Raw genomic sequence first — 18,565 nt, 5'->3', positions numbered from 1 at the left:
CACTCAAATGAGGGGTCATTCTCCACTTCAAACGCGCAATGACTCGATGACACGCCGTTAAGACCCCTAGGATTCTCCTTATCACCTCACCGGTCTCTTTCGACAGGAACCCCATGAGCGACACTTCCTCCCCCTTCGGCTTCGAGCTCGTGCGGCGTGGGTACGACCGCGGTCAGGTGGATGACCGCATTACGAAGCTCGTCGCGGACCGCGACAGCGCGCTGGCCCGTATCACCTCGCTGGAGAAGCGCATCGAGGAGCTGCACCTCGAAACGCAGAACGCCCAGGCTCAGGTCAATGACGCCGAGCCGTCCTACGCGGGCCTCGGCGCGCGCGTCGAGAAGATCCTCCGTCTCGCCGAGGAGGAGGCCAAGGACCTGCGCGAGGAGGCTCGTCGGGCTGCCGAGCAGCATCGCGAGCTGGCCGAGTCGGCCGCCCAGCAGGTCCGCAACGACGCCGAGCAGTTCGCCGCCGAGCGCAAGGCGAAGGCCGAGGACGAGGGCGCCAGGATCGTCGAGAAGGCCAAGGGCGAGGCGGCCACCCTGCGCGCCGAGGCGCAGAAGGACGCCCAGTCCAAGCGGGAGGAGGCGGACTCCCTCTTCGAGGAGACCCGTGCCAAGGCCGCCCAGGCCGCCGCGGACTTCGAGACCAACCTGGCCAAGCGCCGGGAGCAGTCGGAGCGCGATCTGGCCTCGCGTCAGGCCAAGGCCGAGAAGCGGCTGGCGGAGATCGAGCACCGCGCCGAGCAGCTGCGCCTGGAGGCCGAGAAGCTGCGGACGGACGCCGAGCGCCGGGCCCGGCAGACCGTGGAGACCGCGCAGCGCCAGGCCGAGGACATCGTGGCGGACGCCAACGCCAAGGCCGACCGGATCCGCAGCGAATCGGAGCGCGAGCTGGCGGCGCTCACCAACCGCCGCGACTCGATCAACGCGCAGCTGACCAACGTCCGCGAGATGCTGGCGACGCTGACCGGTGCCGCGGTGGCCGCGGCCGGTGCGCCGGGCGACGAGGAGTCCATCACCCGCGGCGTGCCCGCCCAGCAGACGCGCTGACCCACGGCGGTTTGCCGCTTCGCCGAACGGCGCCCCCGTACCGCCTCCGTGGCGGTACGGGGGCGTGGTCGTGACCGGTCCACCGGGCGGCGCGCCCCGGTGGCGGGGCCATCGGGGCCCGCCTAGCGTGCTGTACATGATCGAGGTCAAGGGGCTGACCAAGCATTACGGCGACACGGTTGCGGTGGACCATCTGACGTTCACCGTCCGGCCGGGCATGGTCACCGGCTTCCTCGGTCCCAACGGCGCGGGCAAGTCCACGACCATGCGGATGATGCTCGATCTGGACAATCCGACGGCCGGCTCGGTCCGGATCGACAGCCGGCACTACCGGCAGCTGAAGAACCCCCTGACGTATGTCGGCGCGCTGCTGGACGCCAAGGCGATGCACGGTGGCCGCAGCGCCGCCAACCATCTGCGGTGTCTGGCGCAGAGCAACGGCATCCCCCTCTCCCGGGTCGCCCAGGTGCTGGACACCGTCGGGCTGACGTCGGTCGCCGGGAAGCGGTCCAAGGGCTTCTCGCTCGGCATGGGCCAGCGGCTCGGGATCGCGGCGGCGCTGCTCGGCGATCCGCGGATCCTGATGTTCGACGAGCCGGTCAACGGGCTCGACCCGGAGGGCATCCACTGGATCCGCAATCTGATGAAGAACCTCGCGGCCCAGGGCCGTACCGTCTTCGTCTCCTCCCACCTGATGAGCGAAATGGCGCTGACCGCGGACCACTTGGTGGTGATCGGGCAGGGCCGGCTGCTGGCGGACACGTCGATGGCGGAGTTCATCCGGCAGAACTCGCGCTCGTACGTACGGCTGCGGTCCCCGGAGCGGGAGCGGCTGCTGGACGTGCTGCGCCGCGAGGGCGTCGCGGCGGTGCCGGCCCGCGACGGCTCGCTGGAGATCGACGGGGTGCCGGCCCGCCGGCTGGGCGAACTGGCCGCCGCGCGCGGGCTGGTGCTGCACGAGCTGAGCCCCCAGCAGGCGTCCCTGGAGGAGGCGTTCATGCGGCTGACGGCCGGTTCGGTGGAGTACCACGCGCACAACGGCGAGCCGGCCGGGCCGCGGGCCGGGCAGCAGCCGCGGCGGCCCGCGGTGCCGCAGGGCGCGTTCGCGGCCGGCCCGCGGCCGGCGGGTCCGTACCCGGGCGGTCCCCCACCAGCCGGCCCACAACCGGGCGGTGCACAGCCGGGGGGTGCACAGCCGGGCGGTCCGCCGCAGGGCGCTGCGCAGCCGGGCGGTCCACGACCCGGCGGTCCGCAGCCGGGCGGTGCACAGCCCGGCGGCTGGGGTGGGCAGTGGCAGAAGAGAAGGAGCTGACGGATGGCGGTGGTCGGGCAGGTCCTGCGGTCGGAGTGGACCAAGATCAGGTCGGTGCGGTCGACGGTGTGGACGCTGGGCATCGCGGTGGTGGTGACCGTCGTCGTGGGCGTGCTGATCTGCACCCTCGCCCGGAACGACTTCGCCTCGATGCCGGCTGCCCGGCAGCTCTCCTTCGACCCGACCAACACCAGCTTCGCCGGGATGGGCCTGGGCCAGCTGGCGATGATCGTCTTCGGGGTGCTGGTGGTCTCCAACGAGTACAGCACCGGCATGATCCGCACCTCGCTCGCCGCCGTTCCGCAGCGCGGCACCTTCCTGTTCAGCAAGCTGCTGGTGGCCACCGCGCTGGTCTTCGCGGTGGGCCTGGCGACCAGCTTCGCGACGTTCTTCGCGGGGCAGGCGACGCTCGGCGAGCACCGGGCGTACCTCGGTGATCCGGGGGTACTGCGGGCGGTGATCGGCGGCGGGCTCTACATGACGATGATCGCGCTGTTCTCGATGGCGGTGGCCACGATGCTGCGCAGCCCGATGCTGTCGCTCGGCATCCTGATGCCGTTCTTCTTCCTGATCTCCAGCATCCTCGGGAACGTCTCGGCGACCCGGAAGATCGGCCGCTACCTCCCGGACCAGGCCGGCTCGAAGATCATGCAGGTGGTCGCCCCCGTCAACGACCCGACGCCGTACGGACCGTGGGGCGGCTTCGCCATCATGGCGGCCTGGACGGCGGCGGCGCTGCTCGGCGGATTCGTGCTGCTGCACAGGCGCGACGCCTGACGCGACCGGCCCGGATCGCGGCACCCGTTGCCGGAGCCCCCGGCGGGTGCCCGAGCCCCCGGCAACGGGTGCCGGAGTCCGCCGTTTTGACGGGAACCGTCAACGGGCGTATAGCCTCCTAACCCTCACGGGGGCACGAGGGCGCCTCTGCCCCGACCATCTGCGAGGGGCGGAGAATGATCGAGGCAGTCGGCCTGACCAAGCGCTACGGGCCCAAGACGGCCGTGCACAACCTGTCGTTCCAGGTGCGGCCGGGCACGGTCACCGGCTTCCTGGGCCCCAACGGCTCCGGCAAATCGACGACGATGCGGATGATCCTGGGCCTGGACGCGCCGACGTCGGGCCGGGCCACGATCGGCGGCCGTCCGTTCCGCGACGTTCCCAACGCCCCGCGCCAGGTGGGCGCGCTGCTCGACGCCAAGGCCGTGCACGGCGGGCGCAGCGCGCGGTCGCATCTGCTGTCGCTGGCCCAGCTGTCCGGCATTCCGGCCCGGCGGGTCGACGAGGTACTGGGGGTGGTCGGCCTCCAGGACGTCGCCCGCCGGCGCTCCAAGGGCTTCTCGCTCGGTATGGGTCAGCGCCTGGGCATCGCGGCGGCGCTGCTCGGCGATCCGCAGGTGCTGCTCTTCGACGAGCCGGTCAACGGCCTGGACCCCGAAGGCATCCTGTGGGTGCGGAACCTGATGAAGCAGCTGGCGGCCGAGGGCCGTACCGTCTTCGTCTCCTCGCACCTGATGAGCGAGATGGCGCTGACCGCCGAGCACCTGATCGTGATCGGCCGCGGCCAGCTGCTGGCGGACATGTCCGTCAAGGACTTCATCTCGGCCCATTCCGCGGACTTCGCCCGGGTCCGGACGCCGGACGGTGAGCCGGAGCAGCGCGAGAAGCTGACCGCGGCGATCGACGAGGCGGGCGGCCGGGCGGCACCCGAGCCGGACGGCGCGCTGCGGGTGACCGGGCTGCCGCTGCCCCGGATCAGCGATCTGGCGCACGCGGCCGAGGTCCGGCTGTGGGAGCTCTCGCCGCACCAGGCGTCGCTCGAAGAGGCGTACATGCGGATGACGCAGGGCGTCGTCGACTACCGCTCGACGACCGACCAGCGGGCCGGCCTCCAGCAGGCCCCCGCCGGGTACGCGCCGCAGGGAGCCGTCCCGCAGGGGTCCGTCCCGCAGGGATATGCCGTGCCGCCCGGGGCGCCCCAGCAACCGGTGCCGGGCCAACTGCCGCCGAACCCGTACGCCCAGCCGCCCGGTGCCGCTCCGGTACCGGGTCAGCCGCTGCCACCGCAGGGTCAGGGTCACCCGTACGGGGCGCCCGGTCCCTACGGCGCGCCCCACCCGTACGGACAGCAGCCGCCGCCCGCCGCGCCCGTGCCGCCTGCCGCCCCCGCCGATCTCCCCACGCCGCACCACGAGGACGCCCGATGACCAGCCCTCAGCAGCCGCAGCCCCAGCCGCAGCGCGGACCGCACGACACCGGCACGCAGCAGATGCCGCCCGCCGCCCCGATGCCGCCGGCCGCGCCGATGCCGCCCGCCGCCACCCCGGAACCGCCGCAGCAGGCACCGGAGCAGCCCGCACCCGCCGCGGAGGCGGGCACCATGATGCTCCAGGCCCAGCAGCCACCGGAGCAGCCCGGCCCCGCCAAGGAGGCCGGCACGATGATGCTCCAGGCCCAGACGCCGGGCGTCGGCCACCCCGAGCCGACTCCGCTGGCGGCGCACGGTCCGGGCAAGCCGGGCGAGGCGGCCGGCACGATGATGCTCACCGTCCCGTCCGCCGGTCAGCCGCAGCCCCAACCCCAGCCGCAGGGCCCGCCCCCGCCGCAGCACCACCCCGAGGCCCCCAACTGGCAGGCGGGCGGGGCTGGTTACGTCTCCCCCATTCCGGTGCGCGCGAGTCACCTGGGCGATGCGCTGCTCTCCGAGTGGACCAAGATCCGCTCGGTGCGCTCGACGATGTGGACGCTGGGCGTGATGCTGCTGCTCATCGTCGGCGTCGGGCTGCTGTCGTCGCTCGCGCTGGGCTCGGAGCGGCGGGTCAACCCGCTGCTCGCGGTCGGCTTCGTCGGCGTACTGCTCGGCAGCCTGTGCGTGATGACGCTGGGCGTGCTGTCGATCTCGTCCGAGTACGGCACCGGCATGATCCGTACGACGCTGACCGCCTGCCCCAGCCGCGCCCGGGTGCTGACCGCGAAGGCGATCGTCTTCTTCGGGCTGGCGCTGGTGCTGACCACGATCGCCACGACCCTGGTGGCGCTGCTCGACTACGCAATGCTCAACGGTCCGGAGCCGACCGTCGACCAGTGGCTGCGCGGCACCGTCGGCGCCGGTCTGTACGTCGCACTGCTCGGCCTGCTGGCGCTGTCCGTCGGTGCGCTGCTGCGGCACTCCGCGGGCGCCATCAGCGCCATGATGGGCGTGGTGCTGCTGCCGATGCTGCTGGCGCTGTTCCTCCAGGGCGAGTCCCTCAAGGACTTCCAGCACACGATGATCGAGTACTCGGTGCCGAACGCGTTCGCCACGCTCTACGACATCCCGTTCCTGTCCGAGGGCCCGTCGGGCTGGGAGCCGGTGCTGATCCTCGCGGGGGTGGCCGCGGTCGCCCTGGGCGGTGCCTACGCGGCGCTCCTCAAGCGGGACGTCTGACGCTCAACTCGCCTTCCGCGCTCAGTACCTGGGCGCGTTCCGGGACCGCTGGAGCCGTGCGCTCCGGCGGTCCCGTGCGTTCCAGCAGGCCCGGTGCCAGTGGCGGCGGTCGTCGACGTCGCCGTGCCGGGGCCAGGTGACGACGTGCGGGACGCCCGGCGGGATCTCCTGGTCGCAGCCCGGACAGCGGTAGTGCTTGGCCGCGCCGCTCGCCCCGATCTGCCGGACGACCCACTCCTCACCGCGCCACTCCTCGGTGGCCTCCAGACCGTAGCGCGCACCGCCCGCGCGCTCGACGGGTTTCGCACCGCGCTGGCGGTTTCGACGCGGGGACACAGCACACCTCGGGATGTCGACGGCGATGGGGGTCCCCCTGCTCGGACAGCGTCGGTTGAGAGCCCGGGGGAGGCCGTCACCAGCGTACGCGGCACGGTCAGGGCCGGACGTCCCCCGCCACGTTTCTGCGATGATCAGGAAATTTCGCGTCAGGCCGTGCCCTGGGCACGTGTCGCACGTTGTTGCCTACGAGGGGGGAGTCGCGTCGGCTGCGAGGAGGCAGAGAGCGATGCGCGTAGGTGCGTTCATCCTGGCCGCTCAATTCCCGGGCCAGGGACAGGGGGAAGCACTGCACCGCGCGGTGCGCTCCGCGGAGGTCGCGGAGCAGGCCGGTCTCCATGACGTCTGGCTGGCGGAACACCACTTCGTGCCGTACGGCGTCTGTCCGCAGGCGACGACGCTGGCCGCGCTGCTGCTGGGGCGGACCCGCCGGATCGGCGTGGGCACGGCGGTCAGCGTGCTGCCGACCCAGCATCCGGTGGCGCTCGGCGAGCAGGCGGCGCTGCTGCATCTGACGTCCGAGGGCCGGTTCACGCTCGGCGTCGGGCGCGGCGGCCCCTGGGTCGACCTGGAGGTCTTCGGCTCCGGCCTGGCCGCGTACGACCACGGCTTCCCGGAGTCACTGGATCTGCTGCTGCGCTGGCTGCGCGAGCCGCGGGTGGGCGCGCAGGGCGAGCGCTATGCGTTCCGGGAGGTGGCGGTGGTGCCGCGGCCGGCCGAGGCGCTGGGGGATCCGGACGACCCGGACGGTCTGGCGGCCGGGCCGCCGGTGGTCGTGGCGTGCACCTCCGCCGCGTCGGTCGAACTCGCCGCCGCGCGCGGGCTGCCGATGCTGCTGGGGATGCACTGCGGCGACGAGGAGAAGGCGGACATGGTCGCGCTGTGGCGGTCGGCGGCGCGGGAGGCCGGCCGGTCCGGCGAGGAGATCGCCGCGGCGGAGCATGTGTCGGCGGGCGTGGTGCAGATCGCGGACGACCGGGCGGCGGCGGTGGAGACGCTGACGAAGGCGATGCCCGGCTGGCTGCGGCAGGGGCTCGGTGCGCATGTGACGGTCGACGGCCGCTATCGCCGGATGCGGGATCCGCTGGCGTATACGGAGCTGTTGTGCGCGCTGCACCCGGTCGGCACGCCGGAGTTGTGTGCGGACCGGCTGGCGGCGACCTCGGAGCGGACCGGCATCCGGCGGTTCGCGCTGCTCGTGGAGGGCTCCGGGGATCTCGCCGCCACCGAGGAGAACGTCCGGCGGCTGGGCTCCGAGGTGCTGCCGCAGCTGGGGTGACCGGGTCCGGGCGCGTCCTGTCGGCCCCCGCGAGCCCTCGCCCGCCCGTGGGCCGGGCCGTGGCGAGGGTGCGGGGCGAGCTGCGGAGTACGGCTGGTCGGTGGTGCTGCCGCCGGTGCACGGTCCCGGAGAGCGCTCCGGCCGACCCGCTCAGCGGCAGCAACTCCGATCAGCAGTCGCGGAGTTCGGGCGACTGGTTCAGCAGCTGGCCCCGGATGGAGGTGAATTTTGCCAGCCGCACGTCCACCGCCGGGTCGAGCGGGAAGACCGCGACCCGGTGGCAGTTCTGGAAGGCGAGTCGCACACCGAAGTGACGCTCCAAGGAACCGCGAATGGCGTCACTCGCCAGCGCGCGCAGCAGCTGGCCGCGCGCCTGCTCGTCCGGCGGCGGCGTCTGGTTGTCGGCGAACTCGCCGCCGTCCACCTTCAGCTGGGCCACCAGAGAGCTGATCATCCCCCATGCGTAAGGCAGGGAGTTCCGGACGCAGTCGACAAATGCGGCTTCGTCGACCTCGCCTCGCTCGGCCTGTTCGAGGAGGGCCGGTGAGACGTCGAGCGACATGAGGTTCTCCTCTCGCGGACCCGCCGGGACAGACGGGGCCTAGGGATGGGACAAGGGGAATTCGCGACACAGCGTGTTCGCCTCACGACCCCCTGCTTCAACGTTATGCCGCGCAAGGGGCCCGCACCATGGGATTGCACATACAACCGGCCAATGGCGAGCGCCGGGGGTGCGGGGGTTTCCCCCGTAAAGAGACCGGCGTCCAGGGGCGAATCGCGTCAGCGGCCCCGGTTCGAGTAGCGTGGCGCACCATGCGTCTCGTCATCGCCCGCTGCTCCGTGGACTACGCGGGCCGGCTCACCGCCCATCTGCCCTCCGCCCCCCGCCTGATCCTGGTGAAGGCCGACGGCTCCGTCTCCATCCACGCGGACGACCGGGCCTACAAACCCCTCAACTGGATGTCCCCGCCCTGTTCCCTCAAGGAGGGGGACGGCGCTGTGTGGACGGTGGAGAACAAGGGCGGCGAGAAGCTCATCATCACCCTGGAGGAGATCCTCCATGACTCCTCGCACGAGCTCGGGGTGGACCCGGGGCTCATCAAGGACGGCGTGGAGGCCCACCTCCAGGAGCTGCTCGCCGATCGGATCGAGACACTGGGCGAGGGCTATTCGCTGATTCGGCGTGAATACCCCACCGCCATTGGTCCGGTGGATATCTTGTGCCGGGACTCCGACGGCCAGACCGTTGCGGTCGAGATCAAGCGGCGGGGCGAGATCGACGGTGTCGAGCAGCTCACCCGCTACCTCGAACTCCTCAACCGCGACCCGCACTTGGCCCCGGTGAAGGGCGTCTTCGCAGCTCAGGAGATCAAGCCGCAGGCCCGGGTGCTGGCCACGGACCGCGGGATCGGCTGCGTGGTGCTGGACTACGACGCGCTGCGCGGCATCGAGGACGACAAGCTGCGGCTGTTCTGAGCACGGCACACCACGACGGCCCGGTACCGGCCGGCCCGCCTTGCGGCGGGCGGTCCGTACCGGGCCGTCGTGGTGTTCCCGGACGTTCTTGGGCGTCAGCCGGCCGGAGTGCCCTGGCCGGATGCGGACGCCGGGTCGCCGGAGCCCGTGCCGGTGGCCGGGGCCGCGGCGGCGTTGGTGCCGGACGGGCTGCTGCCCGAGGGGCCGCCGGCGCTCTGCGAGGGAGTCTGGCCCGTCGGCTTGTCCGTGGGGCCGGTCGGCGTGGTGCTGGGCTCCCCGGTCGGGCTGGTCGGCGGCGTCGGCTTGGTGGGGCTGCTGCTCGGGCTGTGCGAGGGATGGGTCGGCCGGCCGGTCGGGGTGGTGGGCTCGCCGGTCGGCCGGGTGGGACCGGTCGTCGGGGAGCCCGGGTCGGTACCGGTCGGTGCGCCGGTGGTGCCGGGACGGCCGGTGGACGGCGCCGGGACGGGCTTGTGGCCGGGCGTGCCGGGCCGGGTCGTACCGGACGCGCCCGCCGAGGCTCCCGGCCGGCCGGAGCCCGTGCCGGGGTCCTGTGCGGGCGTGTCCGGGCTGCCGCTGTCGCCGCCCGAGGACTGCTCGGTGGTGACCTTGTTCTCGTGGGTGGTGGAGGTGCCGGAGGTCGCGCCGAGGGTGACGGCGGTGCCGAGCGCGGCGGCCAGCAGCACCCCGGCGCCGGCGGCGACGAGGTTGCGGCGGCTGCCACGCAGGATGCCGCGCCGGGCGCCACCGCTGCCGGCGGCGGTGCCCTTGGCGGCCGGGACCGCGGCGGTGGGCGCGGTGGTCTCGCCGGCGGAGGCGGACACGGCGGCGGAGGCAGCCGCAGCTCCCCGGGCGACGGCCGTCGGGCCGCTGCCGGCGGGGCGGACGGCGTTCAGCTTGGCGGTCGAGACGGCATCGGGCGACCCGGTCGGGGCCTGCGCCGCCTCCGGGGCGTCCGGCGCGTCCGCGGCCGCCGCCGTCGCGCCGCCCGCCGCCGGGCCGACGGACTTCAGCACGGTGGTGGCCGCGTTCGCCGAGGCGGCCCGCGCGCGGTCGAGGACCAGGGCCAGCGCCCGCCGCCCGGCGACCGCGCCGTCGCGGTCGGAGAGCACGCCGCGCAGCCCGATGGACGCCTCCAGTTCGGCGCGCGCCCGGTCGATGTTGCCGCTGCACAGCGCCAGTACGCCCAACTCGTGGTGGAAGTACGCCTCTTCGGCGACCTCACCGGCCAGCCGGGCGGCCTCCTGGCCGTGCCGCAGACTGCGCTCCCAGGCGCTCCAGTGCAGCGCCGCGGCGAACGCGGGCGCCGCCGTACGGGCCAGCAGCACGGCCGCGGCCGGGTGGCCGTTCTCCCGGCTGCCGGTCAGTACGCCCATCGCGGCCAGTACCGTGTCGGACTCGGCGGCGGCCTGCTCGGGGGTGACCGAGGGGTGCCCGGCCCACCAGGCGTAGTGCTGGGCCGCGGTGTGCGCCCGGGCGGCGGCGCCCTCGGCGTAGCCGGCGGCGGTCAGCTGGTCCCGGACGGAGCCGGCGAGCCGGTAGTGGGTGCCGGCCGGGCTGATCAGGCCGCTGCCCAGCAGCTCGCCGAGGGCAGCGTCCGCGTGGGTGTCCTGGGTGAGGGCCGGCAGGTGCGCCTGGTGCGGCAGTTCGCCGTTGAGGGCGACCGCGAAGCGGAGCGTCTCCTGGGCGGCGGCGCCGAGCCGTTCGGCGAGCAGCGAGGCGGGCGCGGCGGCCTCCCCGAGCGGCGGCAGCGGCGTCTCGGGGCGCTCGCCGGGCTCGCCGGCCGCGGCCGTCCCCTCCTCGGGGAACAGCCCGTAGCCGTCGTCCAGGGCGCCGGGCGCGGTGCGGGCCCGCTCGCGGTGCCGCAGCAGGGCTGCGGCCTGGACGAACCGCAGCGGCAGCCCCTCGGACTCGAACCAGAGGTCGGCGGCCCAGGTGTCCTCCTCGGCGGTGAGCGGGCGGCCCACGGCGCGCTCCAGCAGCCGTACGCCGGCGGTGCGGCTGATCCCGCCGACGAAGACCTCTTCGAGGTGCGAGTCGGCGCTGGGGGCCGGGACGTCGGGGGTCGCGGAGAGCAGGAAGGCGCACTCGGGGGTGGCGTCGAGGAGCTCGTCGAGCGCGGCGCCGCCGAACTCCAGGTCGTCGACGACGACGATCGCGCCGATGCCGCCGAGGAGCCGCAGCAGCTCCGGCCGGTCGGGGCGGTGCTGCGGAGCCCGGTAGACGGCCGCGTACAGGGCGTACAGGACGTCGGTGACGCCTCTGCGGTAGCCGGAGAGCCGGACCACGCCGTCGGGCGCGAGGTCCGCCACCGCGCCGGCGACGGCGTCCAGCAGCCGGGTGCGGCCGGAGCCGGAGGGGCCGGTGACGCGCACCGAGCGTCCGCGGGTGAGCAGCCGGACCAGCCGGTCGACGTCCTCGTCGCGCTCTTCGAGGGGGACCTCGTGGCCGGCGAAGGAGACCGGCCCCGACGGCACGGGGGGCGCCGCGGCGCGGGCCGCGGCGGCGCGTTCCTGCTGGTCGAGCTTCTCCGGCGGGGCGGGCCGCTCGCCGGGCGGGCACGGCTGTATCTCACTGCCGTCGACCGGGTTGACGGCGACGAGGTAGTTGCCGGCGACCAGCCGGACGACCCGGGCGAGCCCGCCGGAGCCGCCCTGCCGGTCGCCGGACGCGGGGGCCGGCGGCGCGTCGGGCGCGTCCTGATCGCCGTACTCCTCCGGTCCCCGGTGCGTGTTCGGGTCCATGCTGCTAGCTCCCAGAATGTGCGTGCCGTCGGTGCTTCCGGCCGTCCGCACTCCCCCGGCTCCGGCGGATCTCCTCAGCCGTCGCGTCTGGTCCGGTGCCCCGCCGCGGTCGATGGCATACGGCGGGGAACCGCACCCTAGCCGCGGTCCCCCGGTCCGCGCACGGCGGGGTGGCATCCTGACGGGAACACCCCGGATCGGGGGGACAAGGTGTGGTTTGCGGCATTCCTCCCGGGCTGGGCCGGGCCCGGCCGGGCTGCGACGGTCCGGGCCCGGCCGGTCACCGCGGCCGGCGCATCACACCCGGGGAAGCGTTTCCGCTGCGATGCCGCCCTCGATCGCGAGGATGCGGTGGAGCCGGGTGGCGACCAGGAGCCGCTGCATCTGGGGTGGCACGCCGCGCAGCACCAGCCGGCGGTTGACCCGGCCCGCACGCCGGTGCGCACTCATGATCACGCCGAGGCCGGTGGCGTCCCACGAGTCCAGCTCGGTCAGGTCCAGCACCAGATCGCCCCGCCCGGAGTCGACGGCGGCGTGCAGGGCAGTACGGGCGTCCGCCGCGCTGCGGACGTCGAGGCGGCCCCCGACGACCAACTCGACGTGGTCGCCCCTGATGTGCATATGCGCTCCCCGATGTCATGGGTTGTGGTGCATTGTCGTCTACAGATCTGACTGCCTCTCATACGGCGAAGTTGCCGCCTGTAAGCGAACCGATACCGAATTCATCCCGCGGGGTGACGGCATCGGACCAAAGTTCTGTCACGGCATCAGTGCTCGTAGAAGCCCTGCCCGCTCTTGCGACCGATATCGCCCGCATCGACCATCCGCCGCATGATCTCGGGCGGCGCGAACTTCTCGTCCTGGGACTCGGTGTAGATGTTCTCGGTGGCGTGCAGCAGGATGTCGACGCCGGTCAGATCCGCGGTGGCCAGCGGACCCATCGCATGGCCGAAACCGAGCTTGCAGGCGGTGTCGATGTCCTCGGCGCTGGCGACGCCCGATTCGTAGAGCCTGGCGGCCTCGACGACCAGCGCCGAGATCAGCCGGGTGGTGACGAAGCCGGCCACGTCGCGGTTGACGACGACACAGGTCTTGCCGACGGACTCGGCGAACTCCCGTGCGGCGGCGAGGGTTTCGTCGCTGGTCTTGTAGCCGCGCACCAGCTCGCACAGCTGCATCATCGGCACCGGCGAGAAGAAGTGCGTGCCGACCACCCGCTCGGGGCGGGAGGTGGCCGCGGCGATCTTGGTGATCGGGATGGCCGAGGTGTTGGAGGCCAGCACCGCGTCGTCCTTGGCAAGCTTGTCCAGCGCCTGGAAGATCTCCCGCTTGACCTCGATCTTCTCGAAGACGGCCTCGACGACGACGTCCGCGTCGGCGACCGCGTCCAGGTCGGTCGTGGTGGTGATGCGGGCCAGCGCCTGCTCGGCGGCCGACGCGTCCAGCTTGCCCTTGGCGACGAACTTCTCGTACGAGCTCCGGATGCCGCCCTTGCCGCGGGCCAGCGCCTCATCCGTCACATCGCGGAGCACCACGTCCCAGCCCGCCTGAGCCGAGACCTGCGCGATACCGGAACCCATGAGTCCGGCGCCGATGACGGCGAGCTTCTTTGCCACTGCTGTCCCCTCACACCCTGTGCATTTGACGGTCCAGAGCGACGTTAGCGGTCGTTGGCGATCGATTGGTGGGTAAGAGATGCGCGTCACTCGCCCCCGTCACCCGACCTTCCGCCAGCTCTCCACCGCGTTCGAGCAGGGGAGATCCCGTTCCCCGTGACGAGGCCCTTCGGGCCGCGGCGCGACCCCCATGACGGACATCACACCGGCGGGGCGCGCCGCGCGCCCCCGGAGGACCGTCAGCCGGCCGCCCGCACCGCGGAGTTGAGGACCTCTCCCACTGCGGAACTGACCCACCATCAGGCGGCGTTGCGGCTCGCCGCGCCGGCCTCCTGCCGGAGAGCCGGAGAGTGGCCGCCAGGCCCGTACAGGTCCGGCTCGCACAGGTCCGCGTCGCGCAGGCCCTCCTCCAGAGGTCCTCGTACCGCTCCCGCCGGACGTGCCGCAGCGGTGGCCTGGGGGCGGCGCGCTCCGCCCCCAGGACGTCCGCGGCGTCGCGGCGTAGGCTCGCCTCATGGTGAATCTGACCCGCATCTACACCCGTACCGGCGACAAGGGCACCACCACCCTGGGCGACATGAGCCGCACCGCCAAGACCGATGCGCGGATCGGCGCGTACGCGGACGCCAATGAGGCCAACGCGGCGATCGGGGTGGCGCTGGCGCTCGGTTCGCTGCCGGAGGACATCGCCGCGGTGCTGCTGCGGGTGCAGAACGACCTCTTCGACGTCGGCGCCGATCTCTCGACGCCGGTGGTGGAGAACCCGGAGTTCCCGCCGCTGCGCGTCGAGCAGTCCTACATCGACAAGCTGGAGGCGGACTGCGACCGCTTCCTGGCCGGGCTGGAGAAGCTCCGCAGCTTCATCCTCCCCGGCGGCACGCCCGGCGCCGCCCTGCTCCACCAGGCGTGCACCGTCGTCCGCCGCGCCGAGCGCTCCACCTGGGCCGCCTTCGAGCAGCACGGCGAGACCATGAACCCGCTCACCGCCACCTACCTGAACCGCCTCTCCGACCTGCTGTTCATCCTGGCCCGGACGGCCAACAAGGAGGTCGGGGACGTGCTCTGGGTGCCGGGCGGCGAGCGCTGAGCCGAGCAACCGGCCAGGACGCCGAGCAACCGGCCAGGACCTGTGCGCCGGGTCGTGGCCGGCCCCGGGCCCTGTCGTCGCGCTCCCGCCTGCCGGCCGACGCCCCGCACGCGCCCCCACCCTCGAACCGGCTTCGCACGGCTCGGGCGGGGGACCCCCTTCGCCGCGCCGGACGCCGCCCGGCCCGCCCTTCGGGCGCACGCCGGCAGTGTGGCGACAGGGCCTAGCGCAGCGACTTCTCCCGGGGCCGGGCCGCCTCCCCCGAGGGGGCCCGGCGCGGTGCCTTGCTCGGGAAGACCAGGTACGTCAGCGCGATCACGCCGTGGATGATCAGGATGCGCAGGCTCATCAGCTGCCAGTGCCGCAGCGACGCGGTGTCGCCGTCGTGGCCCACGTACCAGATCGCGCCCTGGAGCAGCGCCACCGCGACGACGACCATCAGCACCGTCCGCGCCACCAGCTTCAGCTCGTGCTTGAAACGGGCCAGGCCGTAGTGCTTGACGGGGCGCGGGCCGCCCGCGAAGCGGTGCGCGACGTGCCCGTCGACCCACTTGATCGTGTAGTGGCCGTAGGCGACCGTGTAGCCGATGTAGACGGCGGCCAGGCCGTGCTTCCAGTCCGCGGAGGCGCCGTTCTTCAGGTCGATCGCGGTGACGATCAGCAGCGCCAGCTCCAGCAGCGGCTCCAGCAGCAGCACCGCCGCACCCGTACGCGGCATCCGCGCCGGATAGCGAAGGGCCAGGCCCAGGGCCAGCAGCACCCAGAACCCGACCTCGCAGGCGATGATCAGCGTGACGACCACGGCAGTCTCCTCTCCGGCCGCTCCGAGTCCCGGACCGCTCAGACCGAACACCTCCAGCGTTCCAGCCGCCACCGCCCGGTACGTCGTCGCAGGCGATGATCCGGGGCTGCATCTTTCGATGTAGCCCGGGGAGCAGCCGGTTGAAGCGGAGGCGGGGCACCCGGCCCCGGCGCCGTGTTTCATGGAGGGGTGACCGCCAGATCCCCCGCCGCGCCCGGCCGGCCGCACCGCCTCGACGTGGTCATCGCGGGCGGCGGGCTGCTCGTCGGGCTGCTGCTGTGGGCGTTGGATCTGCACGGCGGGCCGCCGCTCCTCGGCCTGCCCGCGTCGCTGACCCTGCTCGCGCTCACCGCGATGTCGGCGGCCGAACTGATGCGCCGTACGGCCCCGATGGCCGCACTGGCCGTCGCGGTACCGGCCCTGGCACTGGACCTCACCACCGGCACACTCGTCGCCACCGTCCTGATGTTCACCGACGTGGTCTACGCGGCGGTGCTGTACGGCCCGCCGGCCGCGGCCCGCCGGATCCCGGTGCACTCGGTACTGGTGACGGTGCTGGCCACGATCGTGCTGACGGCGCTGTGGCGCGACCCGCAGGTCGTGCTGATCAGCATCGGGATCGCGCTCATCACCACCGCCCCGGCCTGGACCGGGGTGATCATCCGCAACCACCGCGACGCCGCGCAGACCGCCCGGCTGCGGGCCGAACAGACCGCGCTGCTGGCCGAGATGGACCGCACCCAGGCGGTGGCGAGCGAACGCGCCCGGATGGCCCGCGAACTGCACGACCTGGTCGCCAACCACCTGTCCGCCATCGCCATCCACGCCACCGCCGCGCAGACCATCGACGACCCGGCCGCGACCCGCGAGGCGCTGGGCGTGATCCGGGAGAACAGCGTCCAGGGCCTGGCCGAAATGCGCCGCCTCATCGGGCTGTTACGGGATCCGAAGGCCACCCCGCACGGCGACGAACCGGCCGCCACGCCCACCCTCGACGGACTGGAGGCCCTGGTCGACCAGGCCCGTACGAACGGCGCCGGCAGCGGCCTGACCTTCGACCTGGCCGACGCCCGGCGGCTGACCGGCCCGGACGCCGAGCCCAAACCGCCCGCGCCGGTCGAACTGGCCGCGTACCGCATCGTCCAGGAATCACTGACCAACGCCCTCAAGCACGCCGCGCCCGGCCGGGTCCGGGTGCGTATCGCCCACGGCCCCGAGGGGACGCTCCTCGTCATCGTCCGCAGTCCGTACGCCGACCGGCCGCGCCCCCGCGCACCGGGTTCCGGCGCCGGGCTCGTCGGCATGCGCGAGCGGATCGCCCTGCTGGGCGGGGAGTTCGACGCCGGCCCCGAGAGCGGGCCGGACGGAAGAGACTGGCTGGTGCGGGCGACGCTGCCCGCCGCCGGGGAGGAAGAACAACGATGACAGGCGCCGCCGCGCAGCCGATCCGGGTCCTCGTCGCCGAGGACCAGTCCGCCGTACGGGCCGGGCTGGTCCTCATCCTGCGTTCCGCGCCCGACGTCGAAGTCGTCGGGGAGGCCGTGGACGGCGAGGAGGCCGTCCGCCTGGCCCGCGCGTTACGCCCCGACCTGGTCCTGATGGACATCCAGATGCCCCGGCTCGACGGGGTCTCGGCGACCCGCCAGGTGGTCGCCGAACAGCTGGCGGACGTCCTGGTGCTGACCACCTTCGACCTGGACGAGTACGTCTTCGGCGCGCTGCGCGCCGGGGCCGCGGGCTTCCTGCTCAAGGACAGCGACGCGACGGCGTTGCTGACCGCGGTGCGCACGGTCGCCTCCGGTGAGGGGCTGATCGCCCCGGCCGTGACCCGCCGGCTGATCGCCGAGTTCGCCCGGCCCCGGGCGGCGGAACGGCCGCCGCGGGACCGCGGGACGCCCGATCCGGCGGTGCTGGACGCGCTGACGCCGCGCGAGCGGGAGGTGCTGGGGTGTCTGGGCCAGGGGCTGTCGAACGCCGATATCGCGCTGCGGCTGGCGATGGCGGAGGCCACCGTGAAGACCCACGTCAGCCGGCTGCTGGCCAAGCTGGACCTGCGCAGCCGGGTGCAAGCGGCCGTACTGGCACAGGAGTTGGGGGTGGATGCGCCGTAGGGGACGAGCCGTACGGGACGCGCCGTAGGGGTGCGCTCTGGTGGACGCGTTCGTAGGGGACGCACCGTAGGGGGCGGTCGAACGCATCCCGTAGGGGGTGGCAGCGCCCCCTGCGGGGCCACAACGGGGCGGGGGGCGGGGATATTCCCTACGCACACACCGCACCCGTGCCACGTCCACGGCTACGGCTACGGCTACGGCTACGGCTACGGCTACGGCTACGGCTACGGCTACGCCACGTTGCCCCTCCCCCCAGACTCCGCCCGAGGGACCGGCCCCCGCCCACCGAGACCCCTGTTATTCAGGCCACATTGACTCGTTGTCCGGGAGGCGCCGCCTCCAGCCAGGCCAGGAAGCCGGTGAGCGCGTCCTCGCTCATCGCCAGCTCGACGCGGGTACCGCGGTGCCGGCACGCGAGCACGATGGAGTCGGAGAGCAGCGCCAGCTCCTCCTCGCCCTGCGGGGTGCGGCGCTCCAGCACCTCGATGGCGGAGCGCTCCAGCAGGCGGCGGGGCCGGGGCGCGTACGAGAAGACCCGGAACCACTCGATCCGGTCGCCGTTGTACCGCGCCACGCCGTAGATCCAGCCCTTGCCGCTGGACTCGTTCTCCGGCACGTTCCAGCGCAGGCTGCAGTCGAAGGTGCCTCCGGACCGCTGGATGAGCCGCCGCCTCAGTCCGAAGACGAACAGTCCCAGCAGCACCAGCACCACGACCGCGCCGCTCACAAGCAGAGCGAGGACCATCTCGACCGACCTCCTCGCCGTGTATTCGGGAAACGCACCTGCATTGCCTCAGCCGCGGCCCGCTCCGGTACTCCGGGCGGCCCGCGGCTGAGGATCGATCTCGTCGGTGACGGGGCTCAGTGAACGCCCGTCACCGCACGCAGCCGGACATCGGCGCGGCGCTCGGCGGCTGCGTCAGCATCCGACTTCGCTCGCTCCAGGGCCCGCTCCGCGCGCTGGACATCGATCTCGTCCGACAGCTCGGCGATCTCCGCGAGCAGAGACAGCTTGTTGTCGGCGAACGAGATGAAGCCGCCGTGCACCGCGGCGACGACGGTGCCGTCCCCGCTCTCACCCGCCGTACGAATCGTCACCGGGCCCGACTGCAGCACGCCGAGCAGCGGCTGGTGTCCGGGCATGACGCCGATGTCGCCCGACGAGGTGCGCGCGACGACCAGGCTGGCCTTGCCGGACCAGACCTGCCGGTCCGCGGCGACCAACTCGACGTGCAGCTCAGCCACGATGGCTCCTCGGGTCTCCACCTGCCTGGTGTGGCAGATGTTGGGTCAAATACTAGTGGTCGTACGGACCGGGGACGGCCAGGG

At 73.1% G+C, this 18,565-nt stretch carries 18 protein-coding genes; 10 read left to right on the top strand and 8 right to left on the bottom strand.

Features of this window, described 5'->3' with window-relative positions; all coding sequences use genetic code 11:
* Nucleotides 1-113 precede the first annotated feature (113 nt).
* The 5 genes from RZ84_RS24865 (at nucleotide 114) to RZ84_RS37035 (ending at nucleotide 5,788) form a co-directional block, all read left to right on the top strand.
* A complete protein-coding gene (locus RZ84_RS24865) occupies nucleotides 114-1,052 on the top strand; it encodes a coiled-coil domain-containing protein (protein WP_043266154.1) in 939 nt (312 codons plus the stop codon).
* A gap of 136 nt (nucleotides 1,053-1,188) precedes the next feature.
* Nucleotides 1,189-2,364, top strand: coding sequence for an ABC transporter ATP-binding protein (locus RZ84_RS24860; protein WP_241777847.1), 1,176 nt, complete (start codon nucleotides 1,189-1,191; stop codon nucleotides 2,362-2,364).
* A 3-nt stretch (nucleotides 2,365-2,367) separates the two neighbouring features.
* Nucleotides 2,368-3,141, top strand: coding sequence for an ABC transporter permease (locus tag RZ84_RS24855; protein ID WP_043266153.1), 774 nt, complete (start codon nucleotides 2,368-2,370; stop codon nucleotides 3,139-3,141).
* Between the two features lie 176 nt (nucleotides 3,142-3,317).
* Nucleotides 3,318-4,568, top strand: a complete 1,251-nt coding sequence (locus RZ84_RS24850; protein ID WP_043266152.1) for an ABC transporter ATP-binding protein — start codon at nucleotides 3,318-3,320, stop codon at nucleotides 4,566-4,568.
* Entirely contained in the window at nucleotides 4,565-5,788 is a 1,224-nt protein-coding gene (locus tag RZ84_RS37035) for an ABC transporter permease subunit (RefSeq protein WP_078894149.1), read from the top strand. The genes RZ84_RS24850 and RZ84_RS37035 overlap by 4 nt, the downstream gene beginning before the upstream one ends.
* 21 nt (nucleotides 5,789-5,809) lie before the next feature.
* Here the strand turns inward: RZ84_RS37035 and RZ84_RS24840 are convergent, their stop codons facing one another.
* Nucleotides 5,810-6,124 carry a hypothetical protein gene (locus RZ84_RS24840; RefSeq protein WP_043266151.1) on the bottom strand — a complete coding sequence of 105 codons (315 nt, stop codon included), beginning with the start codon at nucleotides 6,122-6,124 and terminating at the stop codon, nucleotides 5,810-5,812.
* 229 nt (nucleotides 6,125-6,353) lie between these two features.
* On the opposite strand from RZ84_RS24840, the gene RZ84_RS24835 reads away from it, so the two are divergent.
* On the top strand, nucleotides 6,354-7,403 hold the full coding sequence (locus tag RZ84_RS24835; protein WP_043266150.1) for an LLM class flavin-dependent oxidoreductase: 1,050 nt from the start codon (nucleotides 6,354-6,356) through the stop codon (nucleotides 7,401-7,403).
* A 169-nt stretch (nucleotides 7,404-7,572) separates the two neighbouring features.
* Here the strand turns inward: RZ84_RS24835 and RZ84_RS24830 are convergent, their stop codons facing one another.
* Nucleotides 7,573-7,965 (bottom strand): SCO5389 family protein, encoded by a 393-nt coding sequence (locus tag RZ84_RS24830; RefSeq protein WP_043266149.1) that lies wholly within the window; start codon nucleotides 7,963-7,965, stop codon nucleotides 7,573-7,575.
* 251 nt (nucleotides 7,966-8,216) lie between these two features.
* On the opposite strand from RZ84_RS24830, the gene nucS reads away from it, so the two are divergent.
* Nucleotides 8,217-8,879, top strand: a complete 663-nt coding sequence (gene nucS / locus RZ84_RS24825; protein ID WP_043266148.1) for an endonuclease NucS — start codon at nucleotides 8,217-8,219, stop codon at nucleotides 8,877-8,879.
* Between the two features lie 95 nt (nucleotides 8,880-8,974).
* On the opposite strand, the gene RZ84_RS24820 is transcribed toward nucS, so the two are convergent.
* The 3 genes from RZ84_RS24820 to RZ84_RS24810 form a co-directional block, all read right to left on the bottom strand.
* A complete protein-coding gene (locus tag RZ84_RS24820) occupies nucleotides 8,975-11,620 on the bottom strand; it encodes an ATPase AAA (RefSeq protein ID WP_043266147.1) in 2,646 nt (881 codons plus the stop codon).
* A 297-nt stretch (nucleotides 11,621-11,917) separates the two neighbouring features.
* Nucleotides 11,918-12,241 carry an STAS domain-containing protein gene (locus RZ84_RS24815; RefSeq protein ID WP_043266146.1) on the bottom strand — a complete coding sequence of 108 codons (324 nt, stop codon included), beginning with the start codon at nucleotides 12,239-12,241 and terminating at the stop codon, nucleotides 11,918-11,920.
* A 146-nt stretch (nucleotides 12,242-12,387) separates the two neighbouring features.
* Entirely contained in the window at nucleotides 12,388-13,236 is an 849-nt protein-coding gene (locus RZ84_RS24810) for a 3-hydroxyacyl-CoA dehydrogenase family protein (protein ID WP_043266145.1), read from the bottom strand.
* Nucleotides 13,237-13,750: 514 nt separating this feature from the next.
* Between RZ84_RS24810 and RZ84_RS24805 the strand changes: the two genes are divergently transcribed.
* Nucleotides 13,751-14,323, top strand: a complete 573-nt coding sequence (locus RZ84_RS24805; protein WP_043266144.1) for a cob(I)yrinic acid a,c-diamide adenosyltransferase — start codon at nucleotides 13,751-13,753, stop codon at nucleotides 14,321-14,323.
* A 223-nt stretch (nucleotides 14,324-14,546) separates the two neighbouring features.
* On the opposite strand, the gene RZ84_RS24800 is transcribed toward RZ84_RS24805, so the two are convergent.
* Complete coding sequence (locus RZ84_RS24800; RefSeq protein ID WP_043266143.1) at nucleotides 14,547-15,125, bottom strand: hypothetical protein; 579 nt, start codon at nucleotides 15,123-15,125, stop codon at nucleotides 14,547-14,549.
* Nucleotides 15,126-15,314: 189 nt separating this feature from the next.
* On the opposite strand from RZ84_RS24800, the gene RZ84_RS24795 reads away from it, so the two are divergent.
* A complete protein-coding gene (locus RZ84_RS24795; protein ID WP_043266142.1) occupies nucleotides 15,315-16,550 on the top strand; it encodes a sensor histidine kinase in 1,236 nt (411 codons plus the stop codon).
* A complete protein-coding gene (locus tag RZ84_RS24790; protein WP_043266141.1) occupies nucleotides 16,547-17,236 on the top strand; it encodes a response regulator in 690 nt (229 codons plus the stop codon). Before RZ84_RS24795 ends, RZ84_RS24790 begins: the two co-directional genes overlap by 4 nt.
* Before the next feature lie 301 nt (nucleotides 17,237-17,537).
* On the opposite strand, the gene RZ84_RS24785 is transcribed toward RZ84_RS24790, so the two are convergent.
* Entirely contained in the window at nucleotides 17,538-17,981 is a 444-nt protein-coding gene (locus RZ84_RS24785) for a DUF2550 domain-containing protein (RefSeq protein WP_043266140.1), read from the bottom strand.
* Nucleotides 17,982-18,097: 116 nt separating this feature from the next.
* A complete protein-coding gene (locus RZ84_RS24780) occupies nucleotides 18,098-18,481 on the bottom strand; it encodes a F0F1 ATP synthase subunit epsilon (RefSeq protein ID WP_043266139.1) in 384 nt (127 codons plus the stop codon).
* Nucleotides 18,482-18,565: the final 84 nt, after the last annotated feature.

This window comes from Streptomyces sp. CT34 (assembly GCF_000805335.1).
Lineage (GTDB): Bacteria > Actinomycetota > Actinomycetes > Streptomycetales > Streptomycetaceae > Streptomyces.
Note: the sequence above shows the minus strand (reverse complement) of the source record. Positions and strands in the feature narration are given on the sequence as shown.

What these genes read in the sequence shown, in the direction of transcription:
- RZ84_RS24865 (WP_043266154.1), top strand. Translation starts at nt 114, where the DNA reads ATGAGCGACACTTCCTCCCCCTTCGGCTTCGAGCTCGTGCGGCGTGGG.
- RZ84_RS24860 (WP_241777847.1), top strand. Translation starts at nt 1,189, where the DNA reads ATGATCGAGGTCAAGGGGCTGACCAAGCATTACGGCGACACGGTTGCG.
- RZ84_RS24855 (WP_043266153.1), top strand. Translation starts at nt 2,368, where the DNA reads ATGGCGGTGGTCGGGCAGGTCCTGCGGTCGGAGTGGACCAAGATCAGG.
- RZ84_RS24850 (WP_043266152.1), top strand. Translation starts at nt 3,318, where the DNA reads ATGATCGAGGCAGTCGGCCTGACCAAGCGCTACGGGCCCAAGACGGCC.
- RZ84_RS37035 (WP_078894149.1), top strand. Translation starts at nt 4,565, where the DNA reads ATGACCAGCCCTCAGCAGCCGCAGCCCCAGCCGCAGCGCGGACCGCAC.
- RZ84_RS24835 (WP_043266150.1), top strand. Translation starts at nt 6,354, where the DNA reads ATGCGCGTAGGTGCGTTCATCCTGGCCGCTCAATTCCCGGGCCAGGGA.
- RZ84_RS24830 (WP_043266149.1), bottom strand. Translation starts at nt 7,965, where the DNA reads ATGTCGCTCGACGTCTCACCGGCCCTCCTCGAACAGGCCGAGCGAGGC.
- nucS (WP_043266148.1), top strand. Translation starts at nt 8,217, where the DNA reads ATGCGTCTCGTCATCGCCCGCTGCTCCGTGGACTACGCGGGCCGGCTC.
- RZ84_RS24820 (WP_043266147.1), bottom strand. Translation starts at nt 11,620, where the DNA reads ATGGACCCGAACACGCACCGGGGACCGGAGGAGTACGGCGATCAGGAC.
- RZ84_RS24815 (WP_043266146.1), bottom strand. Translation starts at nt 12,241, where the DNA reads ATGCACATCAGGGGCGACCACGTCGAGTTGGTCGTCGGGGGCCGCCTC.
- RZ84_RS24805 (WP_043266144.1), top strand. Translation starts at nt 13,751, where the DNA reads ATGGTGAATCTGACCCGCATCTACACCCGTACCGGCGACAAGGGCACC.
- RZ84_RS24790 (WP_043266141.1), top strand. Translation starts at nt 16,547, where the DNA reads ATGACAGGCGCCGCCGCGCAGCCGATCCGGGTCCTCGTCGCCGAGGAC.
- RZ84_RS24785 (WP_043266140.1), bottom strand. Translation starts at nt 17,981, where the DNA reads ATGGTCCTCGCTCTGCTTGTGAGCGGCGCGGTCGTGGTGCTGGTGCTG.